This window comes from Emticicia sp. C21 (assembly GCF_003418935.1).
Taxonomy (GTDB): Bacteria; Bacteroidota; Bacteroidia; order Cytophagales; family Spirosomataceae; genus Emticicia.
The window spans coordinates 22160-39718 of the sequence record NZ_QVMT01000009.1 but is presented as its reverse complement, the minus strand read 5'-3'; the positions used below and the strand labels follow the sequence as shown (position 1 = coordinate 39718).

Sequence of the window (17559 nt, the reverse complement as noted above, 5' to 3'; positions counted from 1 at the left end):
ATTTAGAATATCTCTAAATTTTGCTCCGATAAGCTACATTTTGAACAATTTTACTAGTTGGTTTGTAATAATGTTATACATTTGAAAAAACATTATTATAGAACATGAAAGATTTAGTCAGACTTCGCACCTCTTTAAAAGAAGAAATAGAAACCGCATTAAACGGACAGATAAAAATGGAAGCTGAGGCTTCTGCCAAATACTTATCAATGGCCTCTTGGTGTGAGAGAAATGGTTATCTGAAAAGCGCCGCTTATTTATATAAACAATCAAACGAAGAACGTGAGCACATGCTCAAAATCTTCCACTATGTGGCATCAGTGGGTGGTACAGCTATCAGCCCTGAAGTAGGTACACCACAAGTAGAGTGGGGGACTTTCCAAAGTGTTTTCGAAGATGCGCTACAAAGCGAAATCAATGTAACGCATGCTATTAACAAATTAGTTACTAAAGCGCGTAATGCAGAAGATTATGCTACAGAGAACTTTTTACAATGGTTTGTGAAAGAACAAGTGGAAGAAGAGGCAAACGCCCGTCGCGCTATCGAATTATTTGATGTTATAGGCAAAGACGGTACCGGCCTATTTGTTATCGACAAAGAAATCGGTAAAATCGGCAGTGGCGAAATAGAATAATAATTCTCATGTAAAAGAATAGAAGCACGGGCTCAGCCCGTGCTTTTTTGTTTTTAAGACTTTAGAAGATAATAATTTTACCTATTAATTTCTTATTTTGTGGTTATAATATCTAATAAGACTAATTAATCAAGATTATTTAACTAAAAATTATTTGTAATTTAGATAAAGTGTTTTACATTTGCTTCGTCTTCGCAATACCTTTCAATCGGATTGACGGTTTTGTTTGAGTAAGCTTAAACAAAATTAAAAAGGAATCGTGTGAAAATCACGAACAGACGTGCTACTGTAAATGAATGTTCTGTAAAGAATAAGTTTTGTCAATAAAGCCCATTGTTTGCAAAATGAGAAGGGCGACAGAGTAATATTCATAAGTCAGGAGACTTGCCGTTAATCTTAATGACTATGCTTTCACGGATAAGGCTTTAGTCAAGCATTGATTTTATAGAAATGATTTGGATGTTCTAGCCTTGAAAAACGGCTTGAGTAGCATCGCTTTGACAATTCTGTAAAGATTCTCTTGTTAAAGGAGAATATTGGTAGGTTCGGGGTATAAATAACCTTTAACAAATCAATCAAAAAATGCGCACTCAAAATTTAGGTTACACACGTATTGGTAACAAACGCGAATTAAAAAAAGCATCGGAAGCTTTTTGGGCAGGCAAAGCCACACAAACTGAATTATTGGAAACAGCAGCACAAATCAGATTAAAAAACTGGCAGATACAAAAAAATGCCGGAATTGACCTGATTCCCTCAAACGATTTTTCGTTGTATGACCTTGTTTTAGACATGTCTTTGACAGTTGGTGCCATTCCCGAACGCTATCAAGCCTTACAAAATAATGAGCTAAGTCTGTATTTTGCTATGGCTCGTGGCGTTCAAAAAGAAGGTATAGACATCAGCGCTATGGAAATGACCAAATGGTTTGATACCAATTACCATTATATTGTCCCTGAATTTATAAAAGACCAGCAATTTAGTTATTTCTCAAAAAAGGCAGTCAATCAATTCAATGAAGCCAAATCAGTAGGCATTTTAACAAAGCCTGTAATTATCGGTCCTGTTTCTTACTTACTGGTAGGTAAGGAAAAAGAAAGTGGCTTCAATAGAATTGATTTACTGGAAAGATTGCTACCCGTTTATATTGAAGTTCTAAAAGAACTTTTTGGGGCTGGTGCTGAGTGGATTCAAATCGATGAACCTTATCTGGTAATGGATTTAAGTGTAGATGAGCAAATTGCCTTCCAAAAAGCTTATCAATCTATCAGAGAAGTTTTGCCGCAACAAAAATTTATTATCGCTACCTATTTTGAGGATTTAGGAGAAAATACAAACCTGGCAATTTCATTACCTGTTGATTGCCTTCATATTGATTTGGTAAGAGCTCCACACCAATTAGATATTATTTTAGATAATTCATCTTTCAAGAATTCGAATAAAATCCTATCGCTAGGTGTAGTAGACGGACGAAATATCTGGAAAAATGATTTTACTAATTCTTTAAATACTATCCTAAAAGCAACAAAAGTACTTGGAAGCAATAGAATCTGGATTGCTCCCTCATGCTCTTTACTGCATACTCCATGTGATTTGGATTTAGAAAAAGATGAAGCAACCTTACCTGCCGAAATCAAAAATTGGATGGCTTTTGCCAAACAGAAATTATCAGAAGTGGTGACATTAGCCCATCTTTCTGATTCAACAACTGCTAAAAAATACTTTACTCACTTGAGTAAGAATCAAGTAGCCATTGGACAAAGAAAAGTATCTGCTAAAATTCACAAACCTCAGGTAAAAGAAAGAGTTAAAGTGCTTCAGGAAAGTGACTTTAATAGAGATAATGCTTTTGAGATAAGACAAGAAACTCAGACAAAAGCATTAAAATTACCGGCTTTCCCGACGACAACCATTGGCTCTTTCCCACAAACAACTGAAATCAGACAATTAAGAGCCAGATTAAAAAAAGGAGAGCTAACAGAAGAGGCTTATAACCAATTGATTGAAATAGAAATTGAAAAATCAGTTCGTTGGCAGGAAGATTTAGGTATTGATGTATTGGTTCATGGCGAATTTGAGCGCAACGATATGGTTGAATACTTCGGTGAAAAACTCTCGGGCTATGTATTTACGCAAAATGGTTGGGTACAAAGTTATGGTAGCCGTTGTGTAAAGCCTCCTATCATTTATGGAGATGTTGAACGTCCGGAAGCCATGACTGTGAGATGGTCTGCTTTGGCACAATCAAAGACCAACAAATTAATGAAGGGTATGTTAACAGGCCCGGTAACTATCCTACAATGGTCATTTGTGAGAGATGACCAATCTCGTTCTGAAACCGCTTTCCAGATTGGCTTAGCTATTCGGGATGAGGTACAGGATTTAGAGAAAGCCGGAATAAAATTAATTCAGATTGATGAACCTGCCATTAGAGAGGGTTTACCGTTAAGAAAATCAAAATGGAACGAATACCTGCAGTGGGCAGTAAACGCTTTCAGATTGAGTGCCGCGGGTGTAGCAGACGAAACCCAGATTCATACACATATGTGTTATTCAGAATTTAATGATATCATTGAGCATATTGCGGCTATGGATGCAGATGTGATCACTATCGAAACATCCCGCTCTCAGATGGAACTACTATCAGCCTTTGCTGATTTTAAATATCCGAATGAGATAGGGCCAGGTGTTTATGATATTCACTCACCACGAATCCCAAGTACACAAGAAATGATAGTTTTATTAGAAAAGGCTCTAGAAGTAATTCCTGCAAGAAATCTTTGGGTAAATCCTGATTGCGGATTGAAAACCAGAGGCTGGCATGAAACTGAAGAGGCGCTGAAAAACATGATTGAGGCCGCTAAATTTATCCGTAAATCAGTGCAAATAAATTCATAAACATAATGGGTAGGCTTTTGCCTACCCATTACTTACTCTTCCAATATATATTTATTGAAAAAAATCTCAGCTTTTTTCTCTGTCACTTCACCATGCCAAAAGTTTTCAGGCTGAAAACTTACTACAGGGGCATGGTCGCAATTATCAGAGCAATCCATCTTTATAAGAAGCACTTCACCTTTCAAATGGTTTTCTTTAATTTTATCTTTAAAAACCCGGCGAATGGATTTACTATATTTGCCACACTTACTCCCATCACAAACGAAAATAGTATGGCTGGGTATGTCTATTTTGCTCATAGCTATTTATCTAAATAATCCTGAAACATTCTTTGCATAAGGGCTTTACCCATATCAATATCATGTGTATTCAAAGACCCATTCAACTCAATCATCTTTTTACCTATATTATCAAAAACCAATTCCTGCTTGGTTTGAACAAAACCAAATCCATTATTAAACGAAAAGAAAGCCCAGGGTTTTGTCTTTGGATCGAAAATATTTTTACTCCAGTTATAAGCATAAGCTTTCAGGCCAACCTGATTCAATAAGGTTGATGAAATATCAATCTGTGAAGCAATCTTCGCCACTTCAACTCCCTGCTTCGCCAATGCCCCACCGAGCCACAACATCGGAATCTTAAAATCGTCAACCTTCTTCCCTGTTTCAGGTATTCTATGCCCATGGTCTGCGATAATAATTACTAGGGTGTTTGGCCACCACGATTGCTTTTTTGCCGAATCTATAAAATCACCTAACGATTGGTCCGCATAATGCATGGCATTCATAAACTTCGATGGCTCATCCTCTCCTTCGAATGTATTCTCTGTAGGAATCTCAAAAGGCTCATGGCTACTCAATGTCAATATTGTTGAAAAGAATGGCTGATTGACAGTAGAATGGTCATTCAGAAACTTTTTGAACACAATATCGTCATGCGCACCCCATTTAGAATTCCAGTACTTAGAATCAAAATCCTGCTTACTAATAATTTTCTGAAAATTAGCAGAAAAAAGATAAGATTTGATATTAGCAAATTCTACTTCTCCTCCATAATAAAAATCTGTTGAATAGGCATTACTTTCAAAATCTTTACTCAAAACAGGTAATTTGGAAGATTTGTTTGGCTCGGTAATAATAGAAGTAGTAGGCTGAGCCGGATATCCACTTAAAATGGCAGGAATCCCCTTGTCTGTTCTATCACCGCTGGCATAAATATTAGAGAAATAAATGCCTTCTTTTTTCAGCTGATTAAATCTGGGTGTTATTTCAATTCCATCAATTTTTCGTTCCGTTACCTTTTGTGTAAAGCTCTCCCAGATAATAACCAGTACATTTGGCTTTTTAATATCGCTATTTAACACCTTATCTGAAGTATTAGAACTTTCGTAAAGTTCTTTGATATTATTACTCAATTCTTCTTTAGGCAAGTAAGTATATGGATTTACCTTATCTATAGAGCCATTTACCAAAGAGCTAAAGAAATTCCAGTTTGGATTAACAGCAGCAATATTGGCAAAATTATTTGTAGAAAAGTATACTGTACTCTGATTCATCGGAGAAATACCAAGACTTCCTCTGATAGGAATAATCAATGCGAGTGTACACACTATAGCCACAGGTATAAAAGGAAGATTGTCGATATAATTCCAATTATCAATGTTTTTAGTAATAATACGATACACAATTAAAGAAGCGACGGTTAGCAGGATCAGAAAGCTAATAAACAATTGCAGCAATGGGGAAGAACTTACAGAGGCCCATGCTTCTCGAGGCGTTTTCAGGTAGCGTAGGGGAGTAGCATCGAGGTGATAGCCCCAGGTATTAAAAACCTGCAAATCAATGACGATTATCAGATTTGCAATTAGGACTAATAAAAATGTATAGGTAAAGATCCAGTTTTCAAGCCTGCTTTTTTTTATGAAGTTTGATAAAGAAACTAGCAAAAACGGTATAACTGAAAGATACCCTGCCATTGAAAAATCCATTCTTATTCCATTCCAGAAAACCCCCCATATAGTCTGTAGCGTTAATAACTTTGTGTCCTCAATATGATACCCTAAAAATATTACTCTGGCAACCAGAAAAAAAATAACCCAAAACCCGTAATAAATCAGTAAAAATTGTAAGCGTTCTTTCATTGAATCGGTTCAGTAAATTAGTATCTATTGGGGCTATTCTCTACCAATATTTGAGAAATAATGCCTTATTAGAAGGTAAAAGCTATATTTATTAATTAGCAAAAGGGGTAATTGTTTTTTTTATCAACGTTCTTTCCTATTTTTAACCCCAAATATAGGACATCTCAACAAAACTACTAATAAAAATGGCAAGATTAAGATTTAAGGCGGTTGATGAAGCACAAAGCCGCCAAACTGTTAAAGTAGATGTACCTACCGGAAAAGTAACTGAGTATTATGGGGCAAACATTTTTAATGATGATGTAATGCGTGCCATGCTTTCTCCGGAGGCGTATATGAAAGTAACAACTGCCATTAAAAGTGGTGAGAAAATAGATCGTGAAATTGCTGACGAAGTAGCTTCGGCTATGAAATCGTGGGCGGTGTCGAAAGGTGCTACCCATTATACACACTGGTTCCAACCATTAACAGGTGGTTCGGCAGAAAAGCACGATGCTTTTTTTGATATTAATATTGATGGCAAAGCCCTGGAGAAATTCAAAGGCAGTTCATTAGTACAGCAAGAGCCAGATGCCTCTTCTTTTCCTAGTGGTGGCATCAGAGCAACTTTCGAAGCCAGAGGCTATACTGCATGGGACCCAACATCTCCGGCTTTTATTATTTATAATGAAGCGGGAACAGGTACTCTTTGCGTCCCATCTATCTTTGTTTCTTATACAGGTGAACTACTAGACTCTAAGTCGCCTTTGCTCAAATCATTACATGCGTTAGACAAAGCTGCTACTGATGTAGCCATTATCTTTGATCGTCATGTTGAAAAGGTCTCAGCTACTTTAGGAGCAGAGCAAGAATATTTCTTAGTTGATAAAGCCTTATTTAACGCTCGTCCTGACCTGATGATGTCGGGTAGAACGGTTTTTGGTCATGCACCCGCTAAAGGACAGCAATTAGAAGATCATTATTTTGGTAGCATTGCACCGCGTGTCAACGCATTTATGGTTGATTTTGAATTTGAATGTTTAAAATTGGGTATTCCGGTAAGAACCCGTCATAACGAGGTGGCACCAGCTCAATTTGAAGCAGCTCCAACATTTGAGGAAGTAAACCTGGCTTGCGACCACAATATCCTATTAATGGACGTGATGCGAAAAGTATCCAGAAAACATAATTTTGAGGTGCTTTTTCATGAAAAGCCATTTGCAGGTATTAATGGTAGCGGTAAGCACAACAACTGGTCGTTAGGCACCGACACAGGCGTTAATTTGCTAGGGCCAAGTACTAAGCCTAAAGAAAGCCTACGATTTGTTACATTTCTGGTAAATGTTATTAAAGCAGTGCATGACAATGCCCATTTATTAAGAGCGAGTATTGCTACAGCAGGTAACGAACACCGCTTAGGTGCTAACGAAGCTCCTCCGGCTATTGTTTCAATCTTCTTGGGTACTCAAATGATTAAAGTACTTGAAGATATTGAGAATAAAGAGATAGTATCTATCGAAAAAGGGGAGAACGCCTATATTAAATTAGGATTAAATAGAATCCCATCAATTTTATTAGATAATACCGATAGAAATCGTACCTCTCCATTTGCCTTTACCGGAAATAAATTTGAATATCGTGCGGTAGGTAGTTCAGCTAATTCAGCTCAGCCAATGATGGTGTTGAATACGATCGTGGCAAATCAATTGCTTAAATTCAGAGCAGCATACGACGCTGAAATGACGGAGCATGAGGGTAAAAAGGAAGAAGTAATTGTTAAAATTCTGAAAGGTTATATCAAAGAATCTAAAAAGATTTTGTTTGAAGGAAATGGTTACTCAGAAGAGTGGAAAGAAGAGGCTAAGAAAAGAGGATTATCAAATGTTGGTAGTACTCCAGAGGCATTAAAAGCCTATTTGAGACCAGAATTTACTGAGATTTTTGAGAGATTAGGGGTATTAACCGAGAGAGAAATTCATGCGCGCTATGAAATTGAATTAGAAAACTATATCAAGAAAATTCAGATTGAATCTCGTTTAATTGGTGATTTAGCTATGAACCACGTAGTTTCAACAGCTATTAATTATCAGGCCAAATTGGTGCAGACAGCTAAGTCTTTAAAAGATATGGAATTACATCAGGAAGCCGAGCCAATCGTAAATATTATCAAAGAAATATCCGCCCGTGTTTCTGAAATTTCGAAGAAAGTAGAAGAAATGACGGAAGCGCGTAAGCATGCCAATGCCGTAGAAGATTTAGAGCAAAGAGCTAAATTATATGGTAATGACATCAAGAATTTCTTTGAGGAAATCAGATACCCTGTTGACAAATTAGAGCTCTTGATTGATGACGAAGATTGGCCACTTGTGAAATATAGAGAATTGTTGTACATTCGCTAAATATTACTTGTCAGCAATATTGAATGAATAAAATAGCAATCTGCATACATAAAAAAGAGTTTGTCCGATTAAATATGGTTGGACAAACTCTTTTTATTTTAGGACTACTTTTTTGTATTTCTTTGTCTTCTTCTTATGCTCAAGCGGTTATTTATGATGAATTCCCAATTACGGCGCAAATCTACCAGCGTGATGATTTGAACAGAGGAATAGTGACTATCAAAGGAAAATTGTATACAGAGGGCTACACCGATGTAGCGGTTATTGCAAAAAAAGATAAAAAGGATATTTATTATAAAAAACAGAAACTGACTTTTCAAGCTGGCGACCTGTTAAATGCTCCTTTTTCATTTCAACCTATCATAACAGCCGGATTGGTTGAATACGAGTTTTACTTTTATGCTTTCAGAGGACAGGATTCTGTTTTAGTTAGGGAATCGACCCAGGTTTTGTGTGGCGATAACATAATTATTTATGGACAGTCTAACGCCGAAGCCAACGACCCGACGGAGTTAGCTAAATTCAAAGACGAATTCAAATATGGTCGTACAACATTCGCCAATTTTCAGACAAATGATTATTCATGGTTTCCGACTATGAAATGGAATTACTATCTATCTGGTATGGTCGGACTAGAAATTCAGCGTCAACTAATTGATAAATTTAAAGTTCCAATAGGAATTATCAATGGTGCTGTAGGAAATAAAAGTATTGATGAACTAATGATTCGGAATGAGAAAAATCATGAAGATATACAGTATTATTATGGGCAAATGCTCAAAAAAGCAAACAAAGTCGGGCTAAGTAAAACAGCCAGAATATTTATCTGGCGGCAAGGTGAAAGTGAAGCTTTTGAGGCAAATCGAGCTGAAGTTTATCCCACTAAATTTGCCCAATTAAGAAAGCAAATTTTAGAAGATTATCCAGGAGTAAAGAAAATATACGTATTCCAGAATAATATTTATTGGACAGATAACAACAAAGCAGGCGATTTAAGGGATTTTCAAAGAAAAGTCAACCAGCTTTACCCAGATTGTGAAGGCTTTTCAACAATTGGTACACCAGGGTTTGATGGTTTACATTATACTTTAGAGGGTTATCAATTGAATGGTCAGGAGATATCAAGGCTTATCGCCAAGGATTTTATGAATAGTATCGATACCCTTGAAGTGCATACACCAAACATTAAAAAAGCCTATTTTTCAGAAAACCGTGATTCACTAGTTCTGGAATTTGATAAGTTTCAGAAAATGCAGTACCCCGATTATACCGTCAAAAAAAATAATGGAGTTCCAACTCTTTTGAAAGACTATATATATCTTGATGGAGTAGCAGGAAAAGTTATTGGTGGAGTAGGTATAGGTAATAAAATAATATTGAAATTATCAGAACCAAGTAATGCAAAACAAGTTAGCTACTGCCCTGATAATTTTACGCTAAATTCCGAATCTTTAGCAGGGATTCCCTACATTAAAAATTCGCGTGGATTGCGGGCTTTTACATTCAAAAACTTTCCTATCAGTTTGCATGTTAATACCCCAAAACCCATATTATCAGTTAAATCGATTGGGGGAATATTGAAGCGTGTTTCATTAGAATGGTCTGCTCAAAATAACTTATTCTATTCTATTGAGAAATCAGTAGGAATGCCCGATAATTTTGTTAAAATTGCTACATTGACTCAAGGGCCATTCCTGGATTTAAAGATAAAAAAAGGTGTAAAGTATTATTACCGCTTGAATATTGATGATGAAATTTACAGTAATGTTGTAGAAGTGTCAGTGCCACTTGATATGGTAGGTATAACATTCTCAAATGACGAAGTAATCATTTATCCAAATCCTGTGGCAAAAGGTATTGATATAAAAGTTAATATACAACCTTCTGTTCAGGAATTATTATTGTTAAATGGTCAAGGCAATATTATCCAGCGAATTCCGGTTAATGGTGAAAATGTTTTAATTCCAACTTCAAAACTTAATCCTGGAATTTATTTGATAGAGGGTATTAATACGGAGAATCAGAGAATTATTAAAAAACTGATTATTGAGTAATTTGTGTACTAAATTTTGTGTTCGATGTTTTTAAAGTTTTTCAAAAAGATATTTATTTTCTTATTACCAGTTATTTTATTGGGTATAGGTTATTTCGTCTTCGACCCATTTCAGATTCTGCATGCTTACCAGGCCTACCCGGATAACTTTGCTAAAAGTTTAAACAGAGACCGCATCAGTACGCAGGTTTTTCTGAATAATAATGCCAAGCAAGACTACAAATCATTTATATTCGGTAGCTCTCGTTCAAGTGTTTTTTATACCCAGGATTGGGGAAAGCATATCAATGATAAAACACCTTATCATTTTGATGCCTCTTGCGAAACAGTCTACGGTATTGCTACCAAATTGGAATTTATTGAAAAACAAGGAAATAAGATTGATAACGCTTTATTGGTCTGGGATAGGAGCATTTTTGATTATGAACAAGATACTTTAGGATGCGTATTTATTCAGGATTACCGTGTGAGTAAATTACCTTGGTTAAAATATCAAACCATTTTTCTGAATTCTTATTTCTCGCAAGGCTTCTTTACTGCCTTTTATGATTATAAGCTATTCGGGAAATTTCGTAGTTATATGAAGAAATATCTTGAATTCAGGAAAATCAATTATACGCCTGTAGTAAATGATTTTATTTTTACAAGTTATATTGATGAAATCAAAAGAGATTCAGTTAAATATTACAACCAGCCCGTATTATTTTATGAACGAAGTCCTGAGAAACAGTTAGTGGGCAAAGTGATTAAACCTTATCAGATCCAATATTTAAAAAGAATTAAGGCAGTTTTAGAAAGAAATCATACCAACTATAAAATCGTTCTTGGCCCTACCTACGACCAGAAATATTTTAATGCTGATGATCTGAAAGTACTACAAAGCTTCTTTGGCAAAGAGCGTATTTATGACTTCTCAGGACAGAATGAATATACCAATGATAAGACTAATTATTACGAGATATACCATTACAAACCTAATGTAGCCAAAGACATTATGGAGAAAATCTATTAATGTTTATAAAGAGATTTCCGCCGAAACTTTTACGCCAAATTGCTTAATGTCAGGTCTGTCTAAGTAAGTAAGACGGTGCATCGCTTCTACACGGAAAAACTTGAAGATGTTGCTTATACCATATCCTAATTCAATATAAGGTGCCGTACTAAGTCTTGAAAAGTTCCTGAAATCTGTTTCAGGATTCTGTGGTGTTATATTATAATTTTTATCAGTCAATGTCCCCCATAAAAATTTGCCGGTCGTAAATGTTCTCCATTTCCATTTTTTGATAAGTGGGAAACGGTTGAAAAGTAATCCTTCGAAATCATGAGTATATCTTACTGAGAAATAACGGTCGCTGATAAATTCAAAGTTATTCATCAGGTTAAAAGAATTACCCACTATAAAAATTGTTTCATTACCTAAATGACTCTTCAGAAGCGGGTAGGGGACTGTACCCAAGATGGCCCCTGCTTCTGCACGATAATAAGTCTTACCGAAATAACCTAGGTTCAAAGTGTGGCTATACTTAGCTGCTATATTATGATAGGTAAAATCTCCGCCTAAAAGGTTTTTAGCTCCTACAATGTACTTAACTGAAATAGTTGGAGATTTAATGGTTCCGAAACTCAATCGTTCGTTATCGTTAATAACAGCCAGTTCATCTCTTGCAAAAGTTATTTCTGATAGAAACTCAGAAGTATTAAAATGAGTAGTCGTTGGTGAGGAATCTCCCAATTCAGGACGGAGTCTATACTGAAAAGAGTACAATGGGTCAAAACTCCGGGTTCTGAAACCCACGGTGGTAAAAATGCCCTTAGCTACTTCCCGTTGAAACTGAATTCTGCTTTCGTTTTCGTAGAAAGGTCTCATCAAGGTAAAGAAGCGCATGTAAGCTGAATAAACAGCTCCTAAGCCTAAATCTTCTTTTCGAAGACCTACCTGCTCAATATCATGTGTAAGTTTAAGACTTAAGGTTGTCCATGGTTTTCTTGAGAATATCTTGGTTATTTCACCTCCTCCCTTCCAGGCATCGTCTTTTGTTCCATAAGCCAGATAACCCTCGAGAACCCATTTTCTGCTAAACTCATAATTAGTTCTCAATCCTAATCGTACTCTTACTCCCTCAACATTATTGTAAGCACCGGAATATACCAACGGCCCTAGTTCAATACCAGTGAACAAACGTGTATAACCGCTCGACAGTATTTTAGCTATTTCAGTATAAGTCTTAACGACCGGAATACTTTTAATTGTATCTATCATTGTATAAGCCAATTGCTCTTTATCCGTAAAAGGTTCTGGCCTTACAGATTGCCAGTATTTTTTGTCATTTTCACGATAATCAGGAGCAATCTCAATTCCTCTATCATAAAACTTTACATCTTTTGGCCTATTCGTGACAATGTCTTCATTATAGTTGGTAAACTTCAAAAGCAAACCTGCTGAACCTTTAGTAATTTCTGAAACATCAACAACTATTCGATTTTTAACGGGTATCCATATACTATCAATAGGTTCTAATTCCTGTTGAATCTTAATGCGCTCTACAAAATTCAGATTGGCATCTTTTGTGATAGTAGCGTCAATCTGAGCAATGGCCCATGAACCTTTATTAATCCACATAGTACCGGCAAAAGCTAAATCCTGCTTACGTTTAGGTGTAAATTCAATTCTATAGCAATAGTCATCACCTATATAACTACTATCTGCCAGATAATAATCATAAATCAGGCGCCAATCATCAGCAATCGGCGATGCAAAATTCTTATTGAGTACATCTACCTGATTCACATAGAAGTTATACTGCTGAAAAGTAGAGCCTATCAATTGAGCTGTCAGACTACCATCTGTAACCCCAATTCCTTTAATATTGGTTTTTTCAATAATTTCTTTTGAAAGCCTCGGGTCATTTCTGAAGTAATAATGAGAAATTGACTCAGAAATAAAGGTAGGTACTAAAGATTTCCCTTCATCGTCAGTCAATGTACCTATGTCTTCAATAGCTTTATTTACTTTCTCAGCTATTTTACGTTTCCTTAATTTGTCTGTTATATTGTTAACATCGACCTCAATCTTATTATAGCTTATATAATCAAAAGCGCTGATTTTCTTGAAATTGTTATCAGATTTGGCTGAAACCGCTTTGCGGATGATAGCCCATGCAGGATTCTCTCCGGCATGCACCGTTACTTCATGTAATAAAATATCCGATGGCTTTAATTGAATATTAACCACCTGTATAAGTGAGTCACGTCTGATAAAAACAGTTTTGGTTGTATAACCCATGCAACTGATAAGCAATGAATCAGAGGTAAGATTAGGCAATTGAAGAATAAAATTGCCTTCAAAATCAGTATTTCTACCTATAGTTGAATTCTTGATACTAACAGCAGCAAAGGGGATCGGGTCGTGTGTAACAAAATCTGTAACTTTCCCTTTGATTGTATAAGTATTTTGTGCGAAAACTAAAGTGGAGGATAAGAATATAATTAAAAAATATAGTTGCTTCATTTCATAACTTTTCAGTGCACTTCTCTATATGATAAAACTAATATGCCATAAAAATGGTTGCTTCATTTTATGAAATACGTTGTTTCCTGATAGATATTGTTTGAAAAATGCAAAAAAAATGGTTGACAGCTAAATACTGTCAACCGAAAATAAAGATTAATAAAAATTATTATATGATTGTTTTCAAAATGCTTATAAACTGGATTCTATTTATGATATTCATTAATAAAATCTCCTTTAGGCATAAACTCTAGATCTTCTACCGATTGATTAAAGTAATAAACCCATGCATTATATTCCTGTTTATTGGTTTTAAGAAAAATAGTTGCCTTTTTTCTTACATATTCCGAATGCGCCGGGTCCATCGGGTTATATTCTTCATATTTATCTAAAAGAGAAAACAGTTTCTCAGGCTCTTTTAGTTTATATAGTTCGCCTTTCACAAAATACTTTTCTCCGCTCTGGCAAGGTACAATACCCGGGTAGTAATCAACCATATACATCTTACCTTCCATCATAGCCTTGCCCATAGGCTCAGCAAACTTGTTTATCCACTCGTGCGATTCAATATTACCGTACTCGCTCAATAGAGTACCGTAAACAAAAAGATATTCGTCTTCAGTCATTTCTTTGATTTAACTTGATGCTTTTCTGATATTCCCATAGAAAAGCGTTTGTAACAGTATATTGGATTTATTATCTCCTAAGTCAGCAGCTATTTTAAAGCTTTTTTCTGCACTTTCAAAGTCAGCTTTCCTAAACTCCAATTCGCCAATCATGCGCATCACTTCTGCATTTTTGTCTAAATACATTCTTGATGCTCGTTTTAGTTCAAAAAGTGATAAAGTATAATCTTCTAACTGATAATGGCAAAGGCCTTTCCAGTAAAAAGTGTCAGCTAAAGCATTATCAAGCCTGATAGATTTTTCAAAATCAGCCAAAGCTGCTTCCCAGTTTTCAAAAGAATAATGACATTTACCTCTATACAAATACGCTGTCGAAGATTTTGGGTATTCATGCACCTCCGCATCAAAATATCTGAAAGCAGCTAGATAATCGGCTGATTTGTAAGCCTCAATTCCGTCTTTAAAAATAATTTCATCGTATTCCTGGGGCGAAATATCACTACCCAATCTGATTCTCAGAAAGATATAAATCAAAAACGGTATGCCAATCAGCAAGGCCTCCATCATATTATCATTTAGTGAGTTCTTCTTGAATTTTCTTTGGCAAATTACTTACCACAATCCCATAAGAATCATCTATCCATTCTTTTAATATATTATCTTTCACCGTTCCATCCACAGAAACCGTGTTCCAATGGCGTTTATTCATATGATACGCGCCAGTAACGCAAGTATGCTCCGCCCTCAGTTCCTCATTCTTTTCAGGACTATTTTTCAAACTCATTTTGAATCGTTCAGAATCCAACCCTGTCAGTGCAAACATTTTGCCCATCACTTTATAAACCAAGGTATCAGGGCCAAATGGTAGCTCTTCCGTTACGCCTTTCTTAGATAAACAGTATTCTCTGAACGATTCTATATTCATTGTTATTCTTATCTGGTTGCGCAACGGGTTACCATGATAATCACGCAAATCAAAAACATGACTATTGAAATCTTATTAATTCCATGCATCATTTTCAGATTAAAACTATGGGGATATTTTCCTTCTTTGTCTTTGCGAAATACCCTGAAAAAGTAAGCAAAAACAGGCCCAATTGAAAGAAAGTGTTTAAGTTTTTGTATCATCGCTTTAATTTTATCACCCGTTCATTAGCTCCATTTCTAAAACTTCTGGCTCTAACCAACGACCATCTTCTTTAATTAATTCTATTAATTCATTTACTGCATTATCAGCATGCACCGATTTTTTTACCACATTCTGCCCTCTATATAAAGCAATTTTATCTTTTCCAATACCTACATATCCATAATCAGCATCTGCCATTTCGCCAGGCCCATTCACAATACAACCCATAATACCAATCTTAACACCTTTCAAATGGTCTGTATTTTTACGAATCATGGCTGTGGTTTCCTGCAAATCAAATAAGGTTCTACCACAAGACGGACAACTGATATATTCAGTCTTGCTCATACGGGTACGAGCGGCTTGCAAAATGCCAAACGAAGTACTATTAGCTACTACAGGATTATCAAAAGATAACATAATGCCATCACCAAAACCATCAACCAGCAATCCACCGCAATCAGTGGCGGCATATAATTGTCCGTCAATCTCTGAAATATTTGAATAATCTCTTTTGAGAACTACCGGATTTTTAACGTTTGAATTAAGCAAATCGAAGTATAATTTTCTTAATTCAGGCATAGCAGCTTCGTTGTCAGTTTCTGCTATTAATATAACATTCGTATATTGTTTGATAGTTTCAATAAAATCAGCATTTAAATCTGTAATGCTAAGTTTTACAAAATTGTTTGATTGATGAAGATCTTTGCGTTGTATTGCCTCAACAAATGTTTTCGCATCGAACAATGGAAACTTATTAATCTTATCTTCATGCAAAGCCCAAGTCTCTGCATCTAAAATCTCTTTCAAGCCATTTGGCAGCATGAAAGGAATCGATTTTTTACCGCTATAAATATAGTCTGCGCCAATGTCATTCATGCGCCATTTATCAGGCAATGGCAAATAAAAATGACCGATAGGCTTTAAATCTTCATGTTTTTCAACCAAAATGTCCGAAAAATCTGCAATTACCCTCGGCACATTCAACCCTCCGAAATTTTCTACTTCAACTGTTTCTCTGCGTTGATATTGATAGGGATTGATAGGATTATATATAATTTCCGGAATAAATGTAGTTTTCTCCTTTCTATAAGTATATCTGTCGACCAATGCTTTAGCAACAGGGGCTTCAAATTCAGGATCTTCTGTTAAACTAACACGAACAGTATCTCCTAAACCATCCTCTAATAATGTACCAATCCCCATTGAAGATTTAATTCTACCATCTTCACCTTCACCGGCCTCTGTAACGCCTAAATGCAGTGGATAAGGCTTTAATTGTTCAGCATTCAGTCTTTGAACGAGTAAGCGATAGGCTTCAACCATTACTTGTGGATTAGAAGACTTCATCGAAATAACTATATTGAAATAGTTTTCGTCTTCACAGATTCTTAAGAATTCCAAAGCTGATTCAACCATTCCTAAAGGTGTATCACCATATTTACTTAAAATGCGGTCAGATAAGGAGCCATGGTTAGTACCAATTCGCATAGCAGTGCCATATTCTTTACAAATCTTTACAAGAGGCAAAAACCTATCTCTGATTCGGTCTAGCTCAGCCTGATAATTTGCTTCAGTATAATCAATAAACTCAAAACGCTTCTTATCCGCGTAATTGCCCGGATTGATACGCACCTTTTCTACAATTCGTGCGGCTAATTCTGCGGCATTAGGGGTAAAATGAATGTCAGCAACTAATGGGGTAGAATAACCCCTGCTTCGAAGTTCTTTTTTTATATTTTCAAGGTTTTGTGCTTCCTTAACGCTTGGGGCGGTGATTCTTACCAACTCACAGCCACTTTCAATCATCCGGATAGTTTGCTCAACAGAACCAATAGTATCCATCGTATCAATTGTAGTCATGGATTGCACTCTGATTTGGTAATCAGAACCTATCCAGACATCACCTACCTGCACTTGATTCGTTTTTCTTCGGGAATATTCGGTTAAAGAATCGCAATATTTTTTTTCTGATTCAGACATTCAATGTTTCAGTTTTTTTACGCAAATCTAAACATGAATATAACGTCTTTTATGAAAGAATGGTTGAAAAATTTAATATAAATTCAATCTTGATTTTTTTTCTTCTAAAAAAAGTACAAAACTTGTGATTGAATTGTGATTTAATTATAGGAAATGTCAATTTTCCGTGATTGTATTCACGATAAAAAGACACTTATACGAATTTGATA

General features: G+C 35.7%; 13 protein-coding genes and 1 riboswitch. Of the genes, 5 read left to right on the top strand and 8 right to left on the bottom strand.

The genetic code is table 11. The features are described 5' to 3' along the window. Positions 1-104 precede the first annotated feature (104 nt). Together D0T08_RS18995 and metE are read left to right on the top strand one after the other, a co-directional pair. Complete coding sequence (locus D0T08_RS18995) at positions 105-635, top strand: ferritin (protein ID WP_116984269.1); 531 nt, start codon at positions 105-107, stop codon at positions 633-635. A gap of 200 nt (positions 636-835) precedes the next feature. Next, positions 836-1042, top strand: a riboswitch (cobalamin riboswitch). 175 nt (positions 1043-1217) lie between these two features. Continuing rightward, positions 1218-3533 (top strand): 5-methyltetrahydropteroyltriglutamate--homocysteine S-methyltransferase, encoded by a 2316-nt coding sequence (gene metE, locus D0T08_RS18990; RefSeq protein ID WP_116984268.1) that lies wholly within the window; start codon positions 1218-1220, stop codon positions 3531-3533. Between the two features lie 32 nt (positions 3534-3565). Here metE and D0T08_RS18985 read toward each other — a convergent pair whose 3' ends face one another. Further along, positions 3566-3832: a ferredoxin gene (locus D0T08_RS18985; protein ID WP_116984267.1), complete on the bottom strand. Its 267-nt coding sequence runs from the start codon at positions 3830-3832 to the stop codon at positions 3566-3568. 2 nt (positions 3833-3834) lie between these two features. Next, the gene (locus D0T08_RS18980) at positions 3835-5673 is read right to left on the bottom strand and encodes an LTA synthase family protein (RefSeq protein ID WP_116984266.1); all 1839 of its coding nucleotides are present in this window, start codon (positions 5671-5673) and stop codon (positions 3835-3837) included. A gap of 185 nt (positions 5674-5858) precedes the next feature. Here D0T08_RS18980 and D0T08_RS18975 point away from each other — a divergent pair, with 185 nt between their 5' ends. From D0T08_RS18975 to D0T08_RS18965, 3 genes are read left to right on the top strand one after another with little or no spacing between them, the layout of a single operon-like run. Further along, positions 5859-8051: a glutamine synthetase III gene (locus D0T08_RS18975; protein ID WP_116984265.1), complete on the top strand. Its 2193-nt coding sequence runs from the start codon at positions 5859-5861 to the stop codon at positions 8049-8051. A gap of 23 nt (positions 8052-8074) precedes the next feature. Next, positions 8075-10105: a sialate O-acetylesterase gene (locus tag D0T08_RS18970; protein ID WP_116984264.1), complete on the top strand. Its 2031-nt coding sequence runs from the start codon at positions 8075-8077 to the stop codon at positions 10103-10105. A 24-nt stretch (positions 10106-10129) separates the two neighbouring features. After that, positions 10130-11116: a hypothetical protein gene (locus tag D0T08_RS18965; RefSeq protein ID WP_116984263.1), complete on the top strand. Its 987-nt coding sequence runs from the start codon at positions 10130-10132 to the stop codon at positions 11114-11116. Positions 11117-11119: 3 nt separating this feature from the next. Here D0T08_RS18965 and D0T08_RS18960 read toward each other — a convergent pair whose 3' ends face one another. The 6 genes from D0T08_RS18960 to ispG form a co-directional block, all read right to left on the bottom strand. Then, positions 11120-13612, bottom strand: a complete 2493-nt coding sequence (locus tag D0T08_RS18960) for a DUF5686 and carboxypeptidase-like regulatory domain-containing protein (protein WP_116984262.1) — start codon at positions 13610-13612, stop codon at positions 11120-11122. Positions 13613-13818: 206 nt separating this feature from the next. Next, positions 13819-14238, bottom strand: a complete 420-nt coding sequence (locus tag D0T08_RS18955) for a gamma-glutamylcyclotransferase (protein ID WP_116984261.1) — start codon at positions 14236-14238, stop codon at positions 13819-13821. A 9-nt stretch (positions 14239-14247) separates the two neighbouring features. Further along, positions 14248-14805, bottom strand: coding sequence for a tetratricopeptide repeat protein (locus D0T08_RS18950; protein WP_116984260.1), 558 nt, complete (start codon positions 14803-14805; stop codon positions 14248-14250). 4 nt (positions 14806-14809) lie between these two features. Next, positions 14810-15163, bottom strand: a complete 354-nt coding sequence (locus D0T08_RS18945; RefSeq protein ID WP_116984259.1) for an MmcQ/YjbR family DNA-binding protein — start codon at positions 15161-15163, stop codon at positions 14810-14812. Positions 15164-15171: 8 nt separating this feature from the next. Continuing rightward, positions 15172-15366: a DUF6728 family protein gene (locus D0T08_RS18940; RefSeq protein WP_116984258.1), complete on the bottom strand. Its 195-nt coding sequence runs from the start codon at positions 15364-15366 to the stop codon at positions 15172-15174. A 13-nt stretch (positions 15367-15379) separates the two neighbouring features. Continuing rightward, entirely contained in the window at positions 15380-17350 is a 1971-nt protein-coding gene (gene ispG / locus D0T08_RS18935) for a (E)-4-hydroxy-3-methylbut-2-enyl-diphosphate synthase (RefSeq protein ID WP_116984257.1), read from the bottom strand. Positions 17351-17559 lie beyond the last annotated feature (209 nt).

What these genes read in the sequence shown, in the direction of transcription:
- metE (WP_116984268.1), top strand. Translation starts at nt 1,218, where the DNA reads ATGCGCACTCAAAATTTAGGTTACACACGTATTGGTAACAAACGCGAA.
- D0T08_RS18985 (WP_116984267.1), bottom strand. Translation starts at nt 3,832, where the DNA reads ATGAGCAAAATAGACATACCCAGCCATACTATTTTCGTTTGTGATGGG.
- D0T08_RS18955 (WP_116984261.1), bottom strand. Translation starts at nt 14,238, where the DNA reads ATGACTGAAGACGAATATCTTTTTGTTTACGGTACTCTATTGAGCGAG.
- D0T08_RS18975 (WP_116984265.1), top strand. Translation starts at nt 5,859, where the DNA reads ATGGCAAGATTAAGATTTAAGGCGGTTGATGAAGCACAAAGCCGCCAA.
- D0T08_RS18950 (WP_116984260.1), bottom strand. Translation starts at nt 14,805, where the DNA reads ATGATGGAGGCCTTGCTGATTGGCATACCGTTTTTGATTTATATCTTT.
- D0T08_RS18995 (WP_116984269.1), top strand. Translation starts at nt 105, where the DNA reads ATGAAAGATTTAGTCAGACTTCGCACCTCTTTAAAAGAAGAAATAGAA.
- ispG (WP_116984257.1), bottom strand. Translation starts at nt 17,350, where the DNA reads ATGTCTGAATCAGAAAAAAAATATTGCGATTCTTTAACCGAATATTCC.
- D0T08_RS18980 (WP_116984266.1), bottom strand. Translation starts at nt 5,673, where the DNA reads ATGAAAGAACGCTTACAATTTTTACTGATTTATTACGGGTTTTGGGTT.
- D0T08_RS18965 (WP_116984263.1), top strand. Translation starts at nt 10,130, where the DNA reads ATGTTTTTAAAGTTTTTCAAAAAGATATTTATTTTCTTATTACCAGTT.
- D0T08_RS18940 (WP_116984258.1), bottom strand. Translation starts at nt 15,366, where the DNA reads ATGATACAAAAACTTAAACACTTTCTTTCAATTGGGCCTGTTTTTGCT.
- D0T08_RS18960 (WP_116984262.1), bottom strand. Translation starts at nt 13,612, where the DNA reads ATGAAGCAACTATATTTTTTAATTATATTCTTATCCTCCACTTTAGTT.
- D0T08_RS18970 (WP_116984264.1), top strand. Translation starts at nt 8,075, where the DNA reads ATGAATAAAATAGCAATCTGCATACATAAAAAAGAGTTTGTCCGATTA.
- D0T08_RS18945 (WP_116984259.1), bottom strand. Translation starts at nt 15,163, where the DNA reads ATGAATATAGAATCGTTCAGAGAATACTGTTTATCTAAGAAAGGCGTA.